This is a genomic window from Mycolicibacterium chengduense (genome assembly GCF_033741155.1).
GTDB lineage: Bacteria > Actinomycetota > Actinomycetes > Mycobacteriales > Mycobacteriaceae > Mycobacterium.
Genome location: NZ_JAWQNH010000006.1, coordinates 447341 through 469929 on the forward strand (window position 1 = coordinate 447341; position 22589 = coordinate 469929).

Consider the following 22589-nt stretch of genomic DNA (forward strand, 5'->3'; position numbering starts at 1 on the left):
GATCGGTCACCAGGCATAGATCTCGTCGTAGATCGCTGCGATGTCATCGGCATCGGGAACGAGCGGATTGTTGGCCGGGGAGCCCGAGGCCAGGGCTTGCTCGGCCATGGTCGGGATGAGCCGATCCCATTCGGTGCGAGAGATGCCGTACTGCTGGGGCGTCGGCACGGTGAGGTCGCGGCACAGTTCGGATATTCCCTCGACGAACTTCGCGGCGGCGACCGCGCTCGGATCGTGCTCGGTGGCCAGACCCATGGCACGGGCGCAGTCGGCGTAGCGATCGGCGGCACCGTCGATCGAGTACCGCGTCACCGCGGGAAAGAGCATGGCATTCGAAAGGCCGTGCGCCACATGAAAATGCGCGCCGATCGGCCTGCTCATGCCGTGAATGAGGGCGACGCTGGAGTTCGAGAACGCCATTCCGGCCTGCGTGGCCGCCATCATCATGGCGGCACGTGCTTGCTCGTCGTGTCCGTCGGCGACCACCTGCCGGATGTTCTGACCGATCGCCCGGATGGCAAGGAGGCACAAACCGTCGGAGAACGCGTTGGCCTTGCGGCTGACGTATGCCTCGACCGCGTGAGTGAGTGCGTCGATGCCGGTGTCGGCGGTCAGTCGCGCCGGCATCGACATGGTGAGGCGGTAGTCGATGATCGCGGCGACCGGCAGGAACGACGTCCCGATGCAGAGCATCTTCTCGTCGGTGGCACTGTCGGTGATGACCGTGAACTGAGTGGCCTCCGATCCACTGCCTGCCGTGGTCGGGATCGCCACGATCGGTAACGCAGGACCGGTGTAGACGTTGGGCGCCTTGAACTCTCGCATCGGCTTGTCGTTGACGCCCAGCACGGCCAACGCCTTGGCGGTGTCCATCGGGCTGCCGCCACCGAAACCGACCACGCAGTCGGCGCGATGTGCGGCCAGCGCCGCCTTGGCGGGGGCCAACGAATCCGTGGTCGGATCGGGCACGGTGTCGGAGTACACGGCGACATTCGCCCCGGCGGCCTCAAGTACGGCGACGAGCCTGTCGACCTGGCCGGTGCCGACCAGGAACGCGTCGGTCACTATCAGGGGACGCCGGGCGCCGAGGTCGGTGAGCACGGCGCCGGTCTGGTCGACGGAACCGCCGCCGATCCTCATCGTCCGCGGCACTGAAATGGCATGTGTCATAGGTGTCCTCGATCTCGATTGCTGATTCGGTTCGTAGCAGTTCGGGCAGATGGCCCGCGCCGACCGACAAGGGAATCGGTATCAGCTTCCTGGGCGAATATGCACCAGTCAACAGTCAGATCCGCACGTTGCCCGTGCAGATCTGCACGGCAAGGATGGGGCTATGGAATCTGCTGACAACCTCCGCTATCTGCTCGAGGTGACGCGCTCGGGCTCACCGCAAGATGCCGCACGACGTCTCGGGGTCGACCGCACAACCGTGACCCGACGTATCGCCAGCCTGGAGAGAGCATCGGGCGAGCGGTTGTTCGATCGCTCCAGCGGTGCCTGGCAGTTGACCGACGCCGGCCGGCGGATGCTGCCGCACGCCGAGGCGATCGACGCGGCGGTCGTATCGGCTTTTCAGGACTCCGATCGGCACCAGGGCCTGCGCGGACAACTGCGGATCGTCGCGTCCGACGGGTTCGGGGCTTATCTGCTGGCCCCCGGGCTGCGACCGCTGACCGACGAACATCCCGACCTGGAGGTCGCCGTGGTCACCGCCACCGCCCACGGCGTGCTCACCATGCGCGACTTCGATCTGGCCATCACCCTGGAGGAACCATCTCGCCACGCGGGAGTGGTACGCCCGCTCGCCGACTATGAGCTGGGCCTGTATGCGGCGTCGGCATACGTCGGCGAACATGCCGAAGTGCGCAGTCTCGGTGACCTCGCTTCGCACGTCGTCATCTGGTACGTCGAGGCCTTGCTCGACGTTGCCCCGCTGCGGTTCCTGGCCGATCTGCTACCCGGTATCCGTGCCCGTGTGCAGACCACCAACATCACCGGGCATCACCATGCGGTGCGCGCCGGTTTGGGTATCGCGCCGCTTCCCACCTACATCGGTGATGCCGATGACACGCTGACCCGTTTGCTGCCAACGGAATTCGCCGTTACCCGGCACTACTGGGAGGTGGTTCCGCGCGAGATATCGCGGCAGGTGCGCGTGCGTGCGTTGCGCGCCTTCTTGGACGACCTGGTCCTGGCGCACCCTCAGCTGAGGGCGCCGGGCGGACCCTGATGTTCACCGACGCGATAATTTCCGAGATAGAAAAACCACTGTTCAGACCGATTAACGTAACGTGGACGAAACATACTGATGAGTAGTTAACCTTTAAGTAACGTAAATGTCTTCAGTGTTGACCGTGAACTGGCTAGCCTGTGCTTTCGATCACGAGCGGATCGGGACGCCTATTCCCGGCCGGAAAGGCTTACACGTGAAAGACATTCAGGTCGCTGCCGTTCAGTTCGAGCCCACACTGTTCGACAAGCCCGGCAACATCGACCGCGTCGCAGAGCTCGTCACCCGCGCGGCCGCCGACGGCGCCGAACTGATCACCGCTCCCGAGATGTGCACCACGGGCTACTGCTTCTTCGACCAGCGCGAGGCTGAGCGGATGGCAGAGCCGGTGCCCGGTCCCACCACGGACCGGTTCGCGCAGATCGCCCGTGACCACCACTGTTACATCGTGTTCGGGATGCCGGAGCGTGACGAGGAGACCGGCTTGCTCTACAACACTGCGGCCTTCGTCGGTCCCGACGGGTTCATCGGAAAGCACCGAAAGACGCACGCGTACATCGCGGAGCCGAAATGGGCGGCCCCGGGGAACCTCGGCCACCAGGTATTCGACACCGAGATCGGGCGCATCGCCGTGCTCATCTGCATGGACATCCACTTCGTCGAGACCGCACGACTGGCCGCGGTGGGCGGAGCCGAGGTGATCTGTCATCTCAGCAACTGGTTGGCCGAACGAACCCCAGCACCGTATTGGATCTCGCGAGCCTACGAAAATGGTTGCTACGTCATCGAAAGCAATCGGTGGGGCTTGGAGCGGGGTGTGCAATTCAGTGGCGGCAGCTGCGTCATCGCCCCTGACGCGACCATTCTCGACCAGATCGATTCCGGCGACGGCATCGCTACGGCGACCATCACCGTCGATGCTGCGGCCCACTCGGATCGGGCAGATCGCCCCGCACTGCGCGCGCGGCGGCCCGAGCTCTACCGTCAGCTGCAGATCAACAGCTACTTGTGGAATCCGAAAGACTTCTTCGGTCTCTACGGCCACCGTGGTCTGCCGGAGGGTAAGTCGGCGACGGTGGCGGTGGCGCAATTCGGTCCGGTGCCTGATCTCGATGCCAATCTCGCCACGATCAGCCGGCTCTTCACGTCGTCTGTCACCGAGCGCGGTGCAGAACTCGTCGTCTTTCCGGAGTTGTCGCTGACCAACCGCGCGGTGACGCTGCAGGATCCGGCAGTCCGTCAACTCATGCAGGAGGCCACCGCGGCATCGGCATGGCTGGTCGTGGGTCTCGCAGAGTCCGATCCCGCCGATGGACGGCGGTACAACTCGTTGGTCCTGATCGGTCCCGACGGCATCGAGGCGGTACACCGCAAGATCCACCTGCGCGATGGTGAACGCGCGGTGTTCGAAGCAGGGTCGGCCTGGACCTATGCAGACATCCCGATCGGCCGCGTCGGACTACTACATGGCGACGACCTCCTGCTACCGGAATCCGGGCGGATCCTGGCCCTCAACGCCTGCGATATCATCGCGGGAAGCGCCGACAATCGCGAGCGACTGATGACGGCCCACAGCGGAAGCAAAGTCGCACAGAGCTATCCGATTCCCACTGGGCCGTCGTTGACACACTGGCACCACATGCGGGTGCGAGCGGGTGAGAACAACGTCTACCTCGCTTTCGCGAACACCGTGGACACCGACGGAGGCGGCGGGTGCTCGGGCGTGTTCGGTCCGGACACCTTCGCGTTCCCGCGTAACGAACAGGTGTTGGCCGGGCAGGAGGGCGTGGCCGCCGTGCGCATCGACACGCGCGACGCGGCCTCGGTGTACCCGTCGAATGTGGTGCGCCGCAAAGATCTCGTCACCATGCGCTTGCCGCACTGGTACGGCGCGCTGTCGGGCCCTGACGCGCCGGTGTGCGACGCCGATGCCGAACTCGACGACTGGCGGGTTCGCGAACCGACCCCCGCGACGGTCGCGTAACCCCGACACCGCACAGGTGTGGACGCCCGCCATGGCGTCCACACGGTCCCGTCGTGCCACTTCATGCCGACGGTCGCTACGTCATACCCCCCCCCACGGGGGTGTCCTCACGAAGAAGGTGAAGCCTTGTCCCTCAAAAGCTATTTCCAGGGTCCTGCGACGAGTCTCGACGAGCAGGTCGAGAGTTATGCCACCACCCGGGTACCCGACGACCAACGGTGGCGACGCCCCGCCGTGCTCCTCGTCCTGAGCGGCAACATCACGGCGATGTTCTGGTTCGCCCTGGGCGGCCAGATCGGCTTCCTGGTGGGCTGGCCGATGTTCCTGATTCCGGTGGCTTACATGGTGATCGGCGCGACCATCATCGGCGCGCTGGTGATGCGCATCGCCAGTCAGGAGGGCCTGTCGCTCACCTTGTTGTCCCGGGGCCTGGGCTTCGGCGCCAAGGGCTCGGCGATCGCCTCCATCGTGTACGCCGTCAACTACGTCTTCTACTTCGTCTTCGAGGGCAGCATCGTCTCGCACGGCCTGAGCCACCTCCTGGGCATCCCGATCGACTCGGGACAGGCGACGGTGGTCTTCGCCGTGATCGCCGCCGCAGCACTGTACTTCTCCTGGCGTGGAATGCACTCCATGAATCTGCTACAGCGCTTCGGGCTGCCGATCTTTCTCATCCTGTTCGTGATCGGCATGGTGATGCTGGCCAATGGCTACGTGCTGGTGGGCCCGGGAGAGTGGGCGGCGCAGGGTGGGCTGACCGCGACGTCGATGTGGCAGGCGATGAGCCTGGCCAATGGTCAGGTGGTGTTTCAGGCGTTGATCGCAACCGACTATGGCCGGTTCGTCAAGCGTTCGGTCGGTTATGCCGGCACGGCGGGTGTCATGTTCGTCGAGCTGGCGATGATCGTGGTCGTCATGGTGTTCGGTGTGCTGCTCGGCTTCACCATGCTCGGGCACTTCGACGGTACCGATACGCAGCGTCAGCTCTCGGCGACCGATCCCGGCCTCATCTTCGCGGTGGTGATGGGAGTCCTGGGGGTTGTCTTCGCCGTCATCACTCAGGTGCGCATCAACGTCATGAACTTGTACTCCGGTTCACTGGCGCTGTCCAACGCATGGGATGCGTTGGCGTCCAAGCGGGTTGGTCGGCAGTGGTGGATGGTGGCGTTGTGTGTCGCCGGCGTCGCCTGCTACCCGGTGAACATCCTGCAGTACACCGGGGAGTTCCTGGCGGTCACCGGGATCATGACCAACACCTGGATCTTCATCCTGCTCAGTGACTACTACGTGTGCCGGAAGCTGCTCAACTTGGCACCTGCCCACGATATTGAGTATCGGGACGGATTGGTCAAGGACTGGAACGTGTGCGGAATGGTGGCACTCGGATCCAGCCTGCTGGTCGGGGCGCTCGGTGTGGCCGGGTTGTACCCGATGTACCTCGCATCGTTTGCCGCCATGCTGCTCGGCCCGGTGATCTACATTCCGTTGACGATCGCCACCCGGGGCCGCCAGTACGGGATACGGCCCGAGCACTCCGGCGAGGCGGGCCGAGACTCGGACGCGCGTGTCGTCGACGGCGTCTAGCCGTTCACACCGCGCGATGCTGCCTACCTAACTGGCCCTGGACTGCCGGGTCGGCGCGGCCAGACCGAGATGGTCGCGCAGCGTGGTACCGGCGTAGTCGGCGCGGAACACCCCACGTTCCTGCAGCAGCGGCACCACCTTGTCGACGAACGGGTCCAGACCACTGGGCGTCACATGGGGCACGAGGATGAAACCGTCGCTCGCGTCCGACTGCACCAGGTGGTTGATCGATTCGGCGACGGATTCCGGTGATCCCACGAAGTTCTGCCGACCTGTCACCTCGACGATGAGCTCGCGGGTGGTGAGGTTCTCGGCCTCGGCCCTGGCCCGCCACTCGTTGGCGACGGCGATCGGATCCCGATGCATGCGCACGCTTGCCCGGCCTTTGGCAACGGTGTTCTCCCCGACGATGGGATCCACCGTCGGGAGCGGACCGTCCGGGTCATGGTCGGACAGGTCTCGATTCCACAGCTGCTCAAGGAATTTGATCGCCGTGGCGGGAGACACCTGGGCCAGACGCACCTCGTGGGCGATATCGGCGGCCTCGGCATCGGTGTCGCCGAGGACGAAGGTCGCCGCGGGCAGGATCAGCAGCTGATCATGGCGACGCCCGTATTTCGCCAGCCGGCCCTTCACGTCGGCGTAGAACGCCTGCCCGTCCGCTAGGGTGCCGTGCCGGGAGAAGATCGCGTCGGCGGCGGCCGCCGCGAACTCGCGACCGTGGTCGGAGTCGCCGGCCTGGAAGATCACCGGGCGGCCCTGCGGGCTGCGCGGCACGTTGAACCGGCCGCTGATGTCGAAATGCTGGTCGTGATAGGAAAACGCGCCCGCCTGCGCATCGGACAGGAAAACCCCGCGTTCCTGGTCGGCGACGATCTCGTCGCCACGCCAGGAGTCGAAGAGGGTGTGGGCAGCCCGCAGGAAGCTCTCGGCCCGAGAGTATCGTTGGTCCTCGGCAAGGTATCCGCCGCGGCGGAAGTTCTCCCCGGTGAACGCATCCCACGATGTGACGACGTTCCACGCGGCGCGGCCGTCGGACAGGTGGTCCAGTGAGGCGAATTGCCTTGCCACTTCGTAGGGTTCGTTGAAGGTCGAGTTGATGGTGCCGGTCAGCCCCAGCCGTTCGGTGACCGCGGCCAGGGCGGCCAGCACGGTGAAGGTGTCCGGCCGGCCCACCACGTCGAGATCGTAGATCAGTCCGTTCTGTTCCCGCAGGCGCAAACCCTCGGCCAGGAACATGAAGTCGAATTTGCCCCGTTCGGCGGTCTGTGCGAAATGCACGAACGAGTCGAACTCGATATGGCTGCCCGACGCCGGGTCGCTCCAGACCGTGGTGTTGTTGACACCGGGGAAGTGGGCGGCCAGGTGAATCTGCTTGACGGGCTTGCTCATCGGGCAACTCCTGCATACCGGTTGGTGGGGCGGGGCAGACCGAGCACGTCCCGCAGGGTGCCGCCGGGATGGTCGGTGCGGAACAACCCGCGGCGACGTAACTCGGGTACCAACCCACCGGTGATCTGGTGCAGGTCGTGTGGCAGGGTGGCCGGTCTTAGCCGGAACCCGGCCGCTCCGGCCGCATGCCACTGCTGTAGCAGGTCGGCCAGCTCGCCGGGAGTGCCCACGAACAGCTCTGCATCGCTGCGGTATTCGGCACCCAACCACTCGTCCAGGCAATCTTTGCGGGCTCGGGCTGCCACGGTGGTATCGGCGAGGAACACCACCAGGTCGGCGAACACCCGCACCGCGGGCTGCCCGGAGGGCCGTCGGGTGGCGATGGTGTTCACCAGCGCGGTGGTCTCCTCGGCGCTGTGTGGGGTGACGAAGCCGATATCGGCGCCCTCGGCGATGAGCCAATACACCGGGTCGACGTGCCCGAGGGCGGCCACGATCGGCTGGCCCTGCGGCGGGCGCGGGGTGATCGACGGGCCCCGTACCGAGAAATGCGGGCCCTGGAAGTCGATGTAGTGCAGCTTGGTTCGATCGATGAACCGCCCGGTGTCGACGTCTCGGATCTCGGCGTCGTCCTCCCAGCTGTCCCAGAGCCGGCGCAGCACCTCGATGTAGTCGGCGGCCTCACCGATCAGATCGACAGGGGATTCAGCACGGCGCCCGAAATGCCCGGCCGCCTCGGGGCTGGTCGCGACCTGGACGCGGACGCCGGCCCGCCCCGAGCTGACGTAGTCCAGGGTGGCGATGGCCTTCGACAGGTGGAACGGCTCGGTGTGGGTGGCGATCACGGTGGGGATCAGGCCGATATGGCGCGTGGTCGGGGCGACCCGGGCGGCGATGAGCACGGCGTCCAGGCGACCGCGGACCCGGTCGGTGCGTTCATCGGCCCGCCCCGGATGGTCGGACTGCAGCGCCAGGCTGTCCTCGATGGTCACCAGGTCCAGCAGCCCCCGCTCGGCGGTCCCGACGAGGTCAACCCAGTACCGGGCGGTGAGCAACTCTTCGGGGCGAGCGCCCGGCTCGCGCCACGCCGCCGGATGCCAACCGGTGCCGTCCAAGGCGACGGCGAGGTGGATGAGGTCGGGGTCAGCCACGGGGGGTGCCTCGCTTTCCTGGGTGTCACCGACAACGCACGCTCCACGGCGACCATTCCGGGGGAGGCGGCGCCGACCCATCCAGTCTGCGACGCTGTCCTGCGCGTTCAAGAGATCGGCGCACGGTGATGGCAAGGCAATCGCGGCCGACTCAGACCGCAGGAGCGATACCCAGACCCCCGCACAGACACAAGAACGCCGTCGCGAATGGGCTGTCGGCGGTTGACTCCCGCACCTGCGCCCAATCCACTGCTTCACGGATCGCGCGCACCGCGGGTAGGAGCGCGCCGAAATCACAGTTGTGTTCGTCGAACGCGCGCAGTTTGTGGGTGATGACGCACGTCGGGGTGAGCACGGGCATCGGGATGGCCAGCACATCGCGGAGTTCGGCGTGCCCGAGCGCCGCGGCAGTAACCGGAACCCTGTTGATCCGAAACAGCACATCGACCACCACCTCCGCGGCAGTGTCCAGGATCGCCTTGAACAGCCAGTCCTCGGGACAGGGCAGCACCTGGAAGCCGGCCGCGCGCAGCGTCGTAACCGCCGCGTCGACGTCGGATTCGGCAACGACGAAATCGACGTCATGGACCGGCTCGGGCCCGCCGTACACCCACAGCGCGTAGCTGCCCGCCGGGGCGAACTCGGGTCCGTCGCGCTTGAGCGCCGCCGCGGCGTGCCGCAGGGATTCCCGCAGTGCGTCGTGTCGGGCGCCGAGGGCGCTGTCATGGGTGTGGTTGTGCTCGCTCATTGGGTATGGAGTACCCATGCGGATTGCCACTTTCAACATTCTTCATGGTCGAAGCCCCGGCGCCGGGGTGGACATCGACGCGTTCGCCCGCTGCATCCGCACCCTGGACGCCGACCTCTTGGCGCTCCAGGAGGTCGACGTCCACCAACCCAGATCCGGCAGTGTCGACTTGACCGCCGTCGCCGCCGATGCCATGGGCGCGGTGGCCCAGCGGTTCGCGGCCACCATCGCAGGCACCCCCGGCGCGGTCTGGGCCGCCGCCACAGGGGTCGAGCAGCCGGGCACGGCTGCCTACGGTGTCGCGCTGCTGTCCCGTTATCCGGTGCGGGACTGGCATGTCGTCTATCTGCCGCGAATCCCGTTCACCTTCCCGATGTACCTGCCAGGCCCCAATCGCGTGATGATGGTCGACGAAGAGCCGCGCGCCGCACTGGCCGGGTGTTTCGACACCCCGTTGGGGACGTTCACCGTGGCCAGCACTCATCTGAGCTTCGTTCCCGGCTGGAATCGCTACCAACTGCGCCGGCTGTCACGGGACCTTTCGGCGTTTCCCGGCCCGCGAATGTTGCTGGGAGACCTCAACCTCACCGGCGCCGCAGTGCGCCGGTGGTCCGGCTTGCGGCCATTGGCGACCGGGAGCACATTTCCCACCCATCAGCCGAGCCGACAGCTCGACCATGTGCTGACCGACCATCCACGGTTGCGGGCCCGCAGATGTGCCACACCACAATTGGCGATCTCGGATCACCGACCGTTGATGGTCGATGTCGAACTGGCTCCTCAACCGGTACCTAAAACCCTGTCCCCGTGCGCGGCACGAGAATCCCAAGGAGAACGCTGATGCCGAAGAACGGCCCTGACGAAAAGTCCGAAGAAGACGTCGCCGACGACCCGCACGTGGCCGCCAGCCGAGCCGGCGAGGACGGCGACGACGGGGCTTATGTCGGACGAACCAACCCCGACGACGCCATCGACGCCGGAGAATCCGGCGCCGAGGCGCGGGCCGAGAACGCTGATGGGCCCTAATGCGGGAAGCTGACGATCAGCACCAGTACCGCGACGACGATCACGGCCCAGGCTGCAACTGGAACCAGCACGCCGCCGCGCCGGCGGGCGGTGACGAATGACGCCACCACCGCCAGCGCGGCGACGGCCGGTACTCCGTACTGAATGAGGGTGAACCCCAGCGTGTTCAGATGCGCACAATCGGGTTTACTGCATCCCGCGGTGCCCATGATCTGCAGGTAGGCAAATCCGACGACCGCGGCCGCGGCGGGCAGGGTCGCCAGGGCGAGCACCCAATTGCGTACCGACGAATGAGATGACGCCATGGCCGACCCCTTCACGCCTTTTCACGTTCTCCTACGCGGTGGATCTAGTTCCAGACGAGCACGTCCTGGCCGCCGCTGTTGTACACCACGCTCTCCGGTGCGGGGCCGGTGACATCGAAGTAGATCTTGCCGGTGTCACTGGTGCCCTGCTGCAGTGGCGCCGGGTTGACACCCGTGGCGCTGGGTGCCGGCACGGCGCGGTAATCGGTGCCCGCGGCCGAGCGGGCGTTGAAGTCGGTCACCACCGGGGTGGCGGTGCCCTGCACGGCCTGCACCGTAGCGGTGGCCTCGTAGAGGGTTCCCTTCACCGGCACTGGCAGCGTATCGGTGCTGGGGCGCAGATCTTCGACGGTCCACGCGGTCACGGTGCCGGCCGGGCCGTTGAGTTCCTGCTGGTTGCCGTAACTCTCGCTGGCCGGCGCGGCACCTGCCGAAGCGGCAGTCACGACTGCCAGCGACACGGTGGCGAAGGTGGTTCCGGCGGCCCCGGCGATCGTTGTGGCACGCATAGTTGTTCCTCTCCGTTGGTGGTTCGGACTCCGGTCGACTACCCGGGTCCGCGGAGCGGGAAACGTCAGATGTCGCGTGCCCAGGTCCAGCCGGTGATTGCCGGGTCGTCCTCGCCGTATTCGCGGGTGTAGCGCTTGGCCGCAAGTCGCGCATCCACCATCTCCTGGCGCAGCACCGCCGCCGAGCTGCCCAGGCCCGGTACGCGATCGATGACGTCCATCACGAGATGGAAGCGGTCCAGGTCGTTGAGCATCACCATGTCGAAGGGAGTGGTGGTGGTGCCGCGCTCCTTGAACCCGCGCACGTGTAACTGATCGTGGTTGGCGTGCCGGTAGGTCAGCCGGTGGATCAGCCACGGATAGCCGTGATAGGCGAAGATGATCGGCTTGTCGGTGGTGAAGAGTGCATCGAAATCCCGGTCGGACAAGCCGTGGGGATGCTCCGATTCCGGTTGCAGGCGCATGATGTCGACGACGTTGACCACCCGCACCCCCAGCTGGGGCAGCCGGCGGCGCAGGATATCGGCGGCGGCCAGCGTCTCCAAGGTGGGAATGTCGCCGGCGCAGGCGAGCACCACATCCGGCTCACCGGTTGTGCTGCTGGCCCACTCCCAGATGCCGGCTCCGCGCGTGCAGTGCGCGATCGCCTCGTCCATGGTCAGGTAGGTCAGCGCGGGCTGCTTACCGGCCACGATCACATTGACGTACTGACGACTGCGCAGGCAGTGATCGGCGACGGAGAGCAGGGTGTTGGCGTCCGGTGGCAGATACACCCGCACCACCTCTGGCCGCTTGTTGGCCACATGGTCGATGAAGCCGGGATCCTGATGGGAGGCCCCGTTGTGGTCCTGGCGCCAAACATGGGACGTGAGAAGATAATTGAGTGATGCCACCGGGCGTCGCCAGTCCAGTCGCGCACTGCTGGACAACCACTTGGCGTGCTGGTTGAGCATCGAGTCGACGATGTGCACGAAAGCCTCGTAACAGCTGAACAACCCGTGCCTGCCGGTCAGCAGGTAGCCCTCCAGCCAGCCCTGGCATAGGTGCTCGGACAGCACCTCCATCACCCGGCCCGTCGGCGAAAGATGCTCGTCGTCGGGGGAGACGTCGGCCAGCCACGCCTTGTCGGTGACGTCGAACACCGCCGACAGGCGGTTGGACGCGGTCTCGTCCGGACCCATCAACCGGAAGTTGTCCTGGTTACGCGCAATCACGTCACGGAGGAAGGTGCCCAGCACCCGGGTGGCTTCGGCGGTCTCGGCGGCCGGGTGGCCGACCTCGACCGCGTAATCCTGGATCGGCGGCAGGTCGAGGTCGCGCAGCAGCACGCCGCCGTTGGCGTGCGGGTTGGCCCCCATCCGGCGGGCCCCCTCGGGTGCGAGGGCGCGCAGATCGGACCGCAAGGCGCCGTCCTCGTCGAACAGCTCCTCTGGGCGGTAGCCACGCAGCCAGCGTTCCAGCGCTGCCAAGTGCTCGGGATTGGTGCGGGTCTCCGACAGCGGCACCTGATGGGACCGCCAGGTGCCCTCCACCTTGACGCCGTCCACCTGGGCCGGCCCGGTCCAGCCTTTCGGGGTGCGCAGGATGATCATCGGCCACACCGGACGGCCGGTCTCGCCGTCGGAGCGGGCGGCTCGCTGGATGGCACCGATCTGGTCGAACGCGTCGTCCAGTGCCGCCGCGAGTTGCTGATGCACGTTTGCGGGGTCGTCGCCGGCAACGGTGATCGGGAGATAGCCGTATCCGGTGAACAGCGACTCCAGCTCCTGCTGCGGGATGCGGGCCAATACCGTCGGGTTGGCGATCTTGTAACCGTTGAGGTGCAGGATGGGCAACACCGCGCCGTCGCGGACCGGATCGAGGAACTTGTTGGAATGCCAGCTCGCCGCCAGCGGTCCCGTCTCGGCTTCGCCGTCGCCGACCACGGCGGCCACCACCAGGTCGGGGTTGTCGAAGGCGGCGCCGAACGCGTGCACCAGTGCGTAGCCCAGTTCACCGCCCTCGTGGATGGAGCCGGGGGTCTCGGCGGCCACATGGCTGGGAATGCCGCCGGGAAAGGAGAACTGCCGGAACAGTTTTCGTAACCCCTCGGTATCCTCGCCGATCCCCGTGTACACCTCGCTGTAGGTGCCTTCGAGGTACGTGTTGGCCACCAGACCCGGGCCGCCATGACCGGGTCCGGTGACGAACACGACATCGGAATCCCGGTGCCGGATCACCCGGTTCAGGTGGGCGTACAGCAAGTTGAGCCCCGGGGTGGTACCCCAGTGCCCCAACAACCGCGGTTTGACGTGCTCGGGGACCAGCGGTTCGCGCAGCAGCGGATTGTCCAGGAGGTAGATCTGGCCCACCGAAAGGTAATTGGCGGCACGCCAGTAGGCATCCAGTTGCGCGAGCTCGTGATCGGAGAGCGGTGCGGTGGTGGTCATGTAACCGGTGTACCCGTTCGTCGCGAGTCTACGAAAGGGGCTTAGGTCACGACGTTGACCGGACGGACGCCCCAGATGTCGTCGCAATACTCTTCGATGGCCCGGTCCGAGGAGAATTTACCGCTGCGGGCGCTGTTCAGAATCGACATCCGGGACCAGGCGTCGCGATCCTTCCACGCAGCGCTCACCAGATCCTGGCACTCCACGTAGGACGCGTAATCCGCCAGGACCAGGAACGGGTCGTCGTAGCGCAGGTTGTCCACCAGCGGTCGGAACACTTCGGTGTCGCCGTGCGAAAAGTGGCCTCCGGCAATCAGATCGAGTACCGAAGCCAGCTCGGCGTCGGCCTCGATATAGTCGGCCGGACGGTACCCGTCGTGCTTGAGCGCCTCGACCTCCTCGACGGTCATGCCGAACAGGAAGAAGTTCTCCGCGCCGGCCTCCTCGCGGATCTCGACGTTGGCGCCGTCGAGCGTGCCGATGGTCAGCGCGCCGTTCATCATGAACTTCATGTTGCCGGTGCCGGAGGCCTCTTTGCCGGCCGTCGAGATCTGCTCGGAAAGGTTGGCGGCCGGGTAGATCAGATGGGCGTTCTGTACGTTGAAATTCGGCAGGAACACCACCTTCAGGTACTGGTTCACCGTCGGGTCGTTGTTGATCATGTCGCCGACGGCGGTGATGAGTTTGATGATGCGCTTGGCCAGGAAATACCCGGGGGCTGCTTTGCCGCCGAAGATGAAGGCCCGCGGCGCGATCTCGATGCCGGGGTTCTTCTTCAGCCGCAGATACTGGGTGACGATGTTGAGCACGTTGAGGTGCTGGCGCTTGTACTCGTGGATCCGCTTGACCTGGATGTCGAACAGCCAGGTCGGGTCCAATTCGACACCGGTCTCGGCCACCACGAACTCGGCCAGCCGGGCCTTGTTGGCCCGCTTCATGTCTCGCCATTCCTGGCGGAAGCCGGGATCGTCGGCGAACGGTTCAAGGCCACGCAGCCGGTCCAGATGGGTCAGCCAACCGTCACCGACGGTGCGGTCGAGCAGGGTGCGCAGCCCTGGGTTGGACAGCGCCACGAAACGCCGCGGCGTCACACCGTTGGTCTTGTTGGAGAAGCGTTCCGGCCACAGCTCGTAGAAGTCCTTGAGCACACTGGATTTCAGCAATTCCGAGTGCAGTGCTGCGACCCCGTTGATGGCGTGGCTGCCGACGGTGGCCAGGTAGGCCATCTTGACGGTCTTGCCGTTGTCCTCACCGATCAGCGACATCCTGCGCACCCGCTCCTCGTCACCGGGGAACTTCGCGCGCACCTCGTCCAGGAAACGGCTGTTGATCTCGTAGATGATCTCCAGGTGACGCGGCAGGCTCTCGCCGAACAGGCCCAGCGGCCACTTCTCCAGGGCTTCGGGCAGCAGGGTGTGGTTGGTGTAGCCGAAGGTCGCGACCGTGATGGCCCAGGCCGTCTCCCAGTCGAGGCGGCGCTCGTCGACCAGCAGGCGCATGAGCTCGGCGACGCCGATCGAGGGGTGGGTGTCGTTCAGTTGCAGTGCGAATCGGTTGGGCAGATCGAGAACCGATACGTCGGCCAGGTCGTCCATGATGTGCAGGACATGCTGCAACGAGCAGGACACGAAGAAGAACTGCTGCAGCAGCCGCAGTCGCTTGCCCACCTCTGGCTCGTCGTTCGGGTACAGCACCTTGGTGACGGTCTCGGAGGTGACCTCTTCCTCGACGGCCTTGTAGTAGTCACCGGTGTTGAAGGCATCCAGGGCGAAGGACTGCACCGCCCGGGCACTCCACAGCGTGAGCACGTTGCACGTCTTCACCCCGTAGCCCTGGATCGGTGTGTCGTAGGCCACGCCCTGGATGATCCGGCTGGGGATCCAGCGGACCCGCTGCACGCCGGCATCGTCGGCGTAACGTTCGGTGTGGCCGCCCCACAGCACCGGGTAGTGCACGTCGGGTTTGGCGATTTCCCAGGGGTTTCCGTTGACCAGCCAGTTGTCGGTCTTCTCGACCTGCCAGCCGTCGTGAATCTCCTGGTCGAAGATGCCGAACTCGTAGCGGATGCCGTAGCCGATGGCGGGCCGGGCGAGGGTGGCCAGCGAGTCGAGGTAACAGGCCGCCAGCCGGCCGAGGCCGCCGTTACCGAGCCCGGGCTCCTCTTCGCATGCCAACACCTCGTCCATGTCCTGGCCGAGTTCGGCCAATGCGGCGCGGGCGGCGTTCTCGATGCCGAGGTTGAGCAGATTGGCCCCGAGCTGCGGACCCATCAGGAATTCGGCGGACAGGTAGCAGGTGACCTTGCTGCCGAGATCCAGTGACGTCTGGGTGGATGCAACCCGATTGTCCTGCATGCGGTCCCGGACAGCGAGCGCCAGCGCGCGGTAGTAATGCTCCGGCCGCAGCGCCGCGGCTGGGCGGCCGATCGAGTACCGGATGTGATCGACGATGGCACGGCGCAGTGCGTCGGCCGACAGGCCGGTGCGGGCACGCTCGGCGGTGGGGGAGGGCGCGTCGAGATCGGTCATGGGTGCAGTCTGGCAGGGGTACGTGCACATCGCGCGCGCAAGAGGCGTCGGGCGGGTTAACTGATGTGAGACGCTGCGGGCATGTCCGGTGTACCCGAGCTTGTCGACGTCCTGCCGCAACATCGCCTGGACGAAGCCGCTCTCGGTCGTTATCTGGGCGCACACGGTATCGAGGGTCCGCTGGTGATCCACCAGTTCCAGGGCGGCCAGAGCAACCCGACGTTTCATTTGAGCACCGGCGCAGGCGAATTCGTGCTCCGCAAGAAGCCCCCCGGTGTGCTGTTGCCGCGTGCCCACGACGTCGGCCGCGAGTATCGGGTGATGGCGGCACTGGCCGGGTCGGGTGTGCCGGTGCCACGCATGCGGTTGATGTGCCAGGACCCCGACGTGATCGGGACACCGTTCTTCGTGATGGACCACGTGCCGGGCCGGGTGTTCCCCGATCGGGTGCTGCGCGACGGGACACCGGCCGAGCGGGCGGCGATCTACGAGGACCTGGCTCGGGTGCTGGCCCGATTGCACGGCGTGGACTGGCGCGCGGCCGGGCTGGGGGATTTCGGTCGGCCCGACGGGTATCTGGCCAGGCAGGTCGCGTTGTGGACGCGGTCCTGGGCAGCCGTGAAGGTGGAGGACTGTCCGGATATGGAGCGGCTGTCCGCCTGGCTGCCCGACCATCTGCCCGCCGACCAGGAGGCGACCATCGCGCACGGTGACTACCGGCTGGGTAACGTGCTGATCCATCCCGCCGAGCCGCGCATCGTCGCGGTGCTGGACTGGGAGTTGGCCACCATCGGCGACCCGTTGGCCGACCTCGGATATGCCGCCATGACATATCACCTGCCCGGTGACGACGACCCGCTGACCGGGGTGGCCGGTGAAGATCTGACCGGTACCGGCATTCCTACCGAGCGCGAGTTCGTGGCGACTTACTGTCGGCACGCCGGTGTGGACGTGCCGGACAACCTGGACATCTACATCGTGTTCTCGATGTTCCGGCTGGCCTCGATCGTCGCCGGGGTGTGGCGCCGTGGCATGGACGGTAACGCCTCCGATGCCAGGGCGGGCACCGGCCTTTTCCGGGATCGCTATCGCAACTTGGCCCGGCGGGCGTGGGAGCTGGCCGCCGGGCTGTGAAAACTGGAGCCGGCTTCCTATACTCACGCGATGAGCATGAAGGTGTGGCTGGCGGTCGCCGTCGGAATCGCTTCGGTGGCAGTGGTTCCGGTGACCGCGCACGCCGATGTGTGCGGCAGTGTGAGCGGACGGCGCGGGAACGTCAGCGTCGGGGGATGTACCGATATCGCCGGTGCCATCGCCGACTGGGCGCCGCCGCCGTCGGAGTATGCGCCGCTGCCCGAGGACTTCGACACGCCCCCGCCACCACCGCCCCCGCAGATCGGTTCGAATGTGAGCGTCTGCGGCAACGTCGGCGGGCCGCGTGGCCGCATCAACGTCAGCGGCTGTACGTAGCGGCGGGCTACACCGCCGTCAGATACCGCTTGGTGATGATGCGCTGTGCCACAGCGGTTATCGGCCCGCCCAGTCTGCTCCACCAGGTGGCATGCCGGGAGAATACGATGACCTCCGCGTAGACGGTGCCGTCGGAGGGGTCGTACCGGACGGTGAACAATTCTTCGCCGGATTCGGGGTGCCCGGGCAGTGTGCCGTAGGCGAACCCGCGGCGGTTCTCCTCTGCCACGACGTAGACGACGCGGCACGGCGCGCGCAGCGGCCCGAAACCGACGGTGACCTCGGCGCCCACGGTGGCGGTGTCGTTGGCGGCGCGCACCAGCACCCCGGCGCCGCGCTGCATGCCCCAGCGCAAAACCGCGTCGCCGGCGGATTCGAAGCGTGCTCGGCCCGTGCCGATCGGCGCCGCCGCGTGCACGTGGTGATAACCGGCGGGTAGCGGGCCCTTGGTCGCACCGATCTCGGAGTAGGTCAGATCCACCGGTTCACTATCGCAGTCAGGACGGCTGGTCGGGCGATACCTGAGCGGTGCGGAACCTGTCGCGGTATGCCCTTGGGGACAACCCGAGCTGGATGACGAACACCCGGCGCAGCGTCTCGGCGCTGCCGAATCCGGCGATCTGCGCGGCGTCGGCCACGCTGTGGCCGGCATCGAGGGCACCGCGGGCGGTATCGATCCGGACCTTCTCCACGTATCGCGCCGGGGTGGTGCCCAGCTCGGCCTGGAACAACCGAGTCAGCTGGCGGGTGCTCAACGCGGCTACGGCGGCAAGGTGTTTCACGCTGTGATCGGCTGCCGGGTCGGCAGCGATGGCCGCCGTCACCGCGCGCAGCGCCGACTCCGGCGGCGGGTCGGCCTCGACCAGGGCGGAGAACTGCGACTGACCGCCGGCGCGTTTGAGGTACACCACCAGCGAGCGTGCCACCGAGCGCACCAGATCGGTTCCGTAATCCTGTTCGACCAGGGACAGTGCCAGGTCGATTCCCGCGGTCACCCCTGCGGAGGTGTACACCTCGCCGTCGCGCACGAAGATCGCATCAGGTTCCACGCTGACCTGTGGGAATGCGTGCGCAAGCAGGGTGACGTGGCGCCAGTGCGTGGTGGCGCGCCGCCCGTCCAGAACGCCCGCGGTCGCCAGGATGAAGGCGCCGGTGCAGATCGAGGCCAGCCGGCGGGTGCGCGCCGGTACCGCGCGCACCGCGTCGACCAGCGTGCGATCGATGGGTCTGCCGACCAATGCGTCGCCGCCGGCGACCAAGACGGTGTCCGCCGATTCGATGTCGTCGAGCCGATCGGTGACCGCGAAGGGGGTCCCGATCGAGGTGGCCACCTCGGCGCCGTCGGGGGAGGCGATCCGCAGCCGGTATCGGGCGCCGAATCTGTTGGCTTCGGCGAAGACCTCGGCGGGCCCGACGGCATCGAGCAGCTTCACGCCGTCGAAGACGACGATGACCATCTCCCGCGTTGCCACTGCTCCATTGTGTCTCATTCTGTGGGAAAGACGGCCGATCGGCCATGCCCGGTGCCGGACCCGTGCGGCGAGACTGGTCTTCAGAAGGTCATAAAACCGTGCCGAACAAGGAGATTCGATCATGACCGGTGTTGCCGAAACCATCGCCGATATCACCATCCCGGATACCGCGCTGGTGCGCGAAGTCACCGCCTTCATCCGCGATACCGAGGACGACCTGCTTTACCACCACTCCCGACGGGTGTTCCTCTTCGGGTCGCTGCGCGCCCGCGCGCGAGGCTTTTCGCCGGATCCGGAGTTGCTCTACACCGCCGCGATGTTCCACGACATCGGGCTGACGCAGACCTACCGCGCCTCGCAGCTGCGTTTCGAGGTGGACGGCGCCAACGCCGCGCGTGAATTCCTCCGCGCACGGGGTATCGACGAGGCCTCCGCACGTCTGGTCTGGCTGGGTATCGCGCTGCACACCACGCCGGGTGTGCCGGAATTCCTGGAACCCGAGGTCGCGTCGGTGATCGCGGGCGTCGAGACCGATGTTCTCGGCATCGGACGTGACCAGCTGCCGCCCCAGCTGGTGGCCGCGGTGACGGCCGCGCATCCGCGGCCCGACTTCAAGAACCGCATCTTGCAAGCCTTCGCCGACGGCAACCTGCACCGGCCGACCAGCACCTTCGGGAACATGAATGCCGACGTGCTCGCCCACTATGACCCCTCGTTCGTTCGGGAGGACTTCGTCGAGATCATCCGGAACAGTTCGTGGCCCGAGTGATGCTGTTCGGATTGACATCGCGGTGATGGCGACATTGTTCGAGTGGAGTACGCCGTGGATGGCAAACCAACGGGTGATGCCCGCAAGGGGTGGGGCGGGCATCACCCTAGGTCTTGACGCAAGGGCAGCGCTCGCCGTACTGTTGCCGGCATCACAAATTGAAACGTTTCAAAGGCGGATGATGACGGACAGTGCGACTGAGCGGGTGTGTTTCCTGCTGCACCTGCGGCGGGACCGCATCGCCGACTACCTCCATGCCCACCAGGAGGTGTGGCCCGAGATGCTGGCGGCCCTGCGCGAAGCAGGGTGGCGCAACTATTCCTTGTTCGTGCGTCCCGAGGACGGCCTGGTGGTCGGTTACCTGGAGACCGACGACTTCGCCGCGGCGCAGCAGCGGATGGCCCGCACTGACGTGAACGCGCGCTGGCAGGCCGGCATGGCCGAGTATTTCGAGGCCGGCACCCCCGATGCGGACATCCGTCCGCTGACCGAGTATTTCCATCTCGTCTGACACAGGAGTCACATGAAAATCGGAGCGCGGTCCACCACCGGCTGGCGGGCGACCATCGCGGTCGCGATGTCGAACTACATCGAGGCCGGGTCGATCATCGCGATCGCCACCAGCCTGGGGTTCTGGCAGGCAGCCTTCGGCATCAGCAACTTCGCCGTTGGACTGCTGGCGGCGTTGAGCGCCAACGCATTCGGTGCCGCGATCGGCGCCGTCCTTGGTGGCCCGCTGTGCGACCGGTTCGGCCGTAAGGCGATCTACACCTACGACCTGCTGGTGTACATGGCCGGAGTGCTGTTGGCCGCGTTCGCGGTGAACTTCGCCATGCTGCTGACCGCATTCATCGTTACCGGGATCGCGGTGGGTGCCGGCGTCCCGGCCTCCTGGACCTACATCGCCGAGCAGGCGCCGTCGGCCGACCGGGCCAAGCATGTCGGCACTGCGCAGCTGGCGTGGTCGGTGGGCCCGCTCATCGGTTTCGCGCTGGCCGCCGCACTCGCGCCGCTCGGCCTGCTCGGCTCCAGGCTGATCTTCGGACACCTGTTCCTGGTCGCCGCTGTCGTCTGGTGGGTGCGGCAGGGGCTGGCCGAATCGCAGATCTGGAAGGACGAGGGGCTCAACGAATCCGCTTCGATGACACACACTGTCGGCAACCGCGGTTTGCGCGGCCTGTTTTCCCGCAAGGTGAACATCACCGCCTTGCTCTTCCTTGGCGGGATCTATCTGTTCTGGAACACCGTCGCCGGGCAGGCCGGCATCTTCATGCCGCGTGTCTACGACACCGCGGGACTGCACAGCCCGGTGGCGCAGAACCTACTGCAGGTACTGGTCTGGGGTTGCACGGTGGCTGCGACCTACTTCGGGTTCATGCGCTACGCCGACCGGATGAGCCAGCGGCTGCTGTATGTGATCGGTGCGGCGCTGGGCATCGTCGGCTGGACTGTACTGGTGGCCTTCACCGACGGCGGCGTGCCGACGATGCTGGTGTTCGCCGTGCTGTGGGGCATCTCGTCGGGCATCGGGGCGCAGGCCTTTTACAGCCTTTGGGCCAGTGAGCTTTTCGCGACTCCGTATCGGGCCAGTGCGCAGGGCGTGATGTTCTTCGTTGTGCGCACCGCCACCGGTCTGCTGAGCTACTTCTTCCCGACACTGCTGGCCGCCACCGGGCTCGCCGTCGTCGGTGTCCTGCTGGTCGCGCTGCTCACTGTCGCCCTGCTGATCGGCGCCATCTGGGCGCCGGCCACGCGCGGAAAGACGTTGCAGCAGATCGAGACCGAGCGCTACGGCGCTGCCGTCTCGCCATCCCTTCCCGTCGAAAGGACCGCGGTATGAAACTGGCGCCGCTACTGGATAACCTCGCCATCGAATTGCCGTCGTGGGCGTTCGGTAACTCGGGCACACGATTCAAGGTGTTCGGCGCGCCGGGCACTCCCCGCACCATCGAGGAGAAGATCGCCGACGCCGCCACCGTTAACCGCCTGACCGGACTCGCGCCGTCGGTGGCGCTGCACATCCCGTGGGATGTGGTCGACGACTACGCGACGCTCGGTGCCTTCGCCGCCGAACACGGGGTGCGGCTGGGTACCGTCAACTCCAACACCTTCCAGGACGACGACTACAAGTTCGGTAGCCTTACCCACACCGATAAAGCAGTGCGGCAGAAGGCGATCGACCATCATCTGGCGTGCATCGAGATCATGGATGCCATCGGGTCGCGGGACCTGAAGATCTGGCTGGCCGACGGAACCAACTACCCCGGGCAGGGCGACATCCGCGGCAGACAGGACCGACTGGCTGAGTCCCTGGCATCCATCTACCAGCACATCGGCCCCGACCAGCGAATGGTGCTGGAGTACAAGTTCTTCGAGCCGGCTATGTACATGACCGACGTACCCGACTGGGGCACCGCCTACGCACAGGTCAGCGCATTGGGGGAGCGGGCGGTGGTGTGCCTGGACACCGGGCACCATGCCCCGGGCACCAATATCGAGTTCATCGTCGCCCAGCTGTTGCGGCTGGGCAAGTTGGGTTCGTTCGACTTCAACTCTCGTTTCTACGCCGACGACGACCTGATCGTCGGGGCAGCCGATCCCTTCCAGTTGTTCCGGATCATGTTCGAGGTGGTTCGCGGCGGCGCGCTCGAACCAAATGCGGATGTGGCGTTCATGTTGGACCAGTGCCACAACGTCGAAGCCAAGATTCCGGGCCAGATCCGCTCCGTGCTCAACGTGCAGGAGATGACTGCCCGGGCGCTGCTGGTCGACACCGTAGCGTTGGCCGGCGCACAGGACAACGGTGACGTGCTGGGCGCCAACGCAATCGTGATGGACGCCTTCTACACCGACGTCCGGCCCGCGCTGGCGCAGTGGCGCGCCGACCGCGGCCTGCCCGAGGACCCGATGGCCGCCTTTGCAGCCTCGGGCTATCAGGACATCATCAACGCCGACCGGGTCGGCGGTACGCAATCGAGCTGGGGAGCATGAC

Annotated in this window: 21 protein-coding genes; 11 read left to right on the forward strand and 10 right to left on the reverse strand. The window is 66.2% G+C overall.

Annotated features, from left to right (window positions below; translation table 11 throughout):
• Nucleotides 1-6: 6 nt before the first annotated feature.
• Nucleotides 7-1170: an iron-containing alcohol dehydrogenase gene (locus SBI67_RS24180; protein WP_318982984.1), complete on the reverse strand. Its 1164-nt coding sequence runs from the start codon at nucleotides 1168-1170 to the stop codon at nucleotides 7-9.
• 163 nt (nucleotides 1171-1333) lie between these two features.
• Here SBI67_RS24180 and SBI67_RS24185 point away from each other — a divergent pair, with 163 nt between their 5' ends.
• The 3 genes from SBI67_RS24185 to SBI67_RS24195 all read left to right on the forward strand — a co-directional run bounded on the left by SBI67_RS24185 (nucleotide 1334) and on the right by SBI67_RS24195 (nucleotide 5798).
• Entirely contained in the window at nucleotides 1334-2230 is an 897-nt protein-coding gene (locus SBI67_RS24185) for a LysR family transcriptional regulator (RefSeq protein WP_318982985.1), read from the forward strand.
• A gap of 196 nt (nucleotides 2231-2426) precedes the next feature.
• Nucleotides 2427-4214 carry a nitrilase-related carbon-nitrogen hydrolase gene (locus SBI67_RS24190; RefSeq protein ID WP_318982986.1) on the forward strand — a complete coding sequence of 596 codons (1788 nt, stop codon included), beginning with the start codon at nucleotides 2427-2429 and terminating at the stop codon, nucleotides 4212-4214.
• A 126-nt stretch (nucleotides 4215-4340) separates the two neighbouring features.
• Nucleotides 4341-5798 carry a purine-cytosine permease family protein gene (locus SBI67_RS24195; RefSeq protein ID WP_318982987.1) on the forward strand — a complete coding sequence of 486 codons (1458 nt, stop codon included), beginning with the start codon at nucleotides 4341-4343 and terminating at the stop codon, nucleotides 5796-5798.
• A 27-nt stretch (nucleotides 5799-5825) separates the two neighbouring features.
• Here SBI67_RS24195 and SBI67_RS24200 read toward each other — a convergent pair whose 3' ends face one another.
• The 3 genes from SBI67_RS24200 to SBI67_RS24210 form a co-directional block, all read right to left on the reverse strand.
• Nucleotides 5826-7190 carry an NtaA/DmoA family FMN-dependent monooxygenase gene (locus SBI67_RS24200; RefSeq protein ID WP_318982988.1) on the reverse strand — a complete coding sequence of 455 codons (1365 nt, stop codon included), beginning with the start codon at nucleotides 7188-7190 and terminating at the stop codon, nucleotides 5826-5828.
• A complete protein-coding gene (locus SBI67_RS24205) occupies nucleotides 7187-8341 on the reverse strand; it encodes an LLM class flavin-dependent oxidoreductase (RefSeq protein ID WP_318982989.1) in 1155 nt (384 codons plus the stop codon). Before SBI67_RS24205 ends, SBI67_RS24200 begins: the two co-directional genes overlap by 4 nt.
• Before the next feature lie 151 nt (nucleotides 8342-8492).
• On the reverse strand, nucleotides 8493-9089 hold the full coding sequence (locus tag SBI67_RS24210; RefSeq protein ID WP_318982990.1) for a hypothetical protein: 597 nt from the start codon (nucleotides 9087-9089) through the stop codon (nucleotides 8493-8495).
• Between the two features lie 16 nt (nucleotides 9090-9105).
• Between SBI67_RS24210 and SBI67_RS24215 the strand changes: the two genes are divergently transcribed.
• Both SBI67_RS24215 and SBI67_RS24220 read left to right on the forward strand, forming a co-directional pair.
• Entirely contained in the window at nucleotides 9106-9930 is an 825-nt protein-coding gene (locus tag SBI67_RS24215; protein ID WP_318982991.1) for an endonuclease/exonuclease/phosphatase family protein, read from the forward strand.
• Nucleotides 9930-10115, forward strand: coding sequence for a hypothetical protein (locus tag SBI67_RS24220; RefSeq protein ID WP_318982992.1), 186 nt, complete (start codon nucleotides 9930-9932; stop codon nucleotides 10113-10115). Before SBI67_RS24215 ends, SBI67_RS24220 begins: the two co-directional genes overlap by 1 nt.
• On the opposite strand, the gene SBI67_RS24225 is transcribed toward SBI67_RS24220, so the two are convergent.
• From SBI67_RS24225 to SBI67_RS24240, 4 genes are all read right to left on the reverse strand, one after another.
• Entirely contained in the window at nucleotides 10112-10420 is a 309-nt protein-coding gene (locus tag SBI67_RS24225; RefSeq protein ID WP_318982993.1) for a hypothetical protein, read from the reverse strand. The two genes, SBI67_RS24220 and SBI67_RS24225, sit on opposite strands and share 4 nt — an antisense overlap.
• Before the next feature lie 44 nt (nucleotides 10421-10464).
• On the reverse strand, nucleotides 10465-10929 hold the full coding sequence (locus tag SBI67_RS24230) for a DUF1942 domain-containing protein (RefSeq protein WP_318982994.1): 465 nt from the start codon (nucleotides 10927-10929) through the stop codon (nucleotides 10465-10467).
• 65 nt (nucleotides 10930-10994) lie between these two features.
• The gene (locus SBI67_RS24235; RefSeq protein WP_318982995.1) at nucleotides 10995-13358 is read right to left on the reverse strand and encodes a phosphoketolase family protein; all 2364 of its coding nucleotides are present in this window, start codon (nucleotides 13356-13358) and stop codon (nucleotides 10995-10997) included.
• Nucleotides 13359-13399: 41 nt separating this feature from the next.
• The gene (locus SBI67_RS24240) at nucleotides 13400-15886 is read right to left on the reverse strand and encodes a glycogen/starch/alpha-glucan phosphorylase (protein ID WP_318982996.1); all 2487 of its coding nucleotides are present in this window, start codon (nucleotides 15884-15886) and stop codon (nucleotides 13400-13402) included.
• An 81-nt stretch (nucleotides 15887-15967) separates the two neighbouring features.
• On the opposite strand from SBI67_RS24240, the gene SBI67_RS24245 reads away from it, so the two are divergent.
• Both SBI67_RS24245 and SBI67_RS24250 read left to right on the forward strand, forming a co-directional pair.
• Nucleotides 15968-17020 (forward strand): phosphotransferase family protein, encoded by a 1053-nt coding sequence (locus tag SBI67_RS24245; protein WP_318982997.1) that lies wholly within the window; start codon nucleotides 15968-15970, stop codon nucleotides 17018-17020.
• A 36-nt stretch (nucleotides 17021-17056) separates the two neighbouring features.
• The gene (locus tag SBI67_RS24250) at nucleotides 17057-17356 is read left to right on the forward strand and encodes a hypothetical protein (RefSeq protein WP_318983048.1); all 300 of its coding nucleotides are present in this window, start codon (nucleotides 17057-17059) and stop codon (nucleotides 17354-17356) included.
• A 7-nt stretch (nucleotides 17357-17363) separates the two neighbouring features.
• On the opposite strand, the gene SBI67_RS24255 is transcribed toward SBI67_RS24250, so the two are convergent.
• Both SBI67_RS24255 and SBI67_RS24260 read right to left on the reverse strand, forming a co-directional pair.
• The gene (locus tag SBI67_RS24255) at nucleotides 17364-17837 is read right to left on the reverse strand and encodes a DUF1990 domain-containing protein (RefSeq protein ID WP_318982998.1); all 474 of its coding nucleotides are present in this window, start codon (nucleotides 17835-17837) and stop codon (nucleotides 17364-17366) included.
• 16 nt (nucleotides 17838-17853) lie between these two features.
• Entirely contained in the window at nucleotides 17854-18846 is a 993-nt protein-coding gene (locus SBI67_RS24260; RefSeq protein WP_318982999.1) for a GlxA family transcriptional regulator, read from the reverse strand.
• A 103-nt stretch (nucleotides 18847-18949) separates the two neighbouring features.
• Between SBI67_RS24260 and SBI67_RS24265 the strand changes: the two genes are divergently transcribed.
• The 4 genes from SBI67_RS24265 (at nucleotide 18950) to rhaI (ending at nucleotide 22588) form a co-directional block, all read left to right on the forward strand.
• Entirely contained in the window at nucleotides 18950-19597 is a 648-nt protein-coding gene (locus SBI67_RS24265) for an HD domain-containing protein (RefSeq protein WP_318983000.1), read from the forward strand.
• Between the two features lie 181 nt (nucleotides 19598-19778).
• A complete protein-coding gene (locus tag SBI67_RS24270) occupies nucleotides 19779-20108 on the forward strand; it encodes an L-rhamnose mutarotase (RefSeq protein ID WP_318983001.1) in 330 nt (109 codons plus the stop codon).
• Between the two features lie 12 nt (nucleotides 20109-20120).
• Nucleotides 20121-21437 carry an MFS transporter gene (locus SBI67_RS24275; RefSeq protein ID WP_318983002.1) on the forward strand — a complete coding sequence of 439 codons (1317 nt, stop codon included), beginning with the start codon at nucleotides 20121-20123 and terminating at the stop codon, nucleotides 21435-21437.
• Entirely contained in the window at nucleotides 21434-22588 is a 1155-nt protein-coding gene (gene rhaI, locus SBI67_RS24280) for an L-rhamnose isomerase (RefSeq protein WP_318983003.1), read from the forward strand. The genes SBI67_RS24275 and rhaI overlap by 4 nt, the downstream gene beginning before the upstream one ends.
• The last annotated feature ends 1 nt before the right edge of the window (nucleotide 22589 follow it).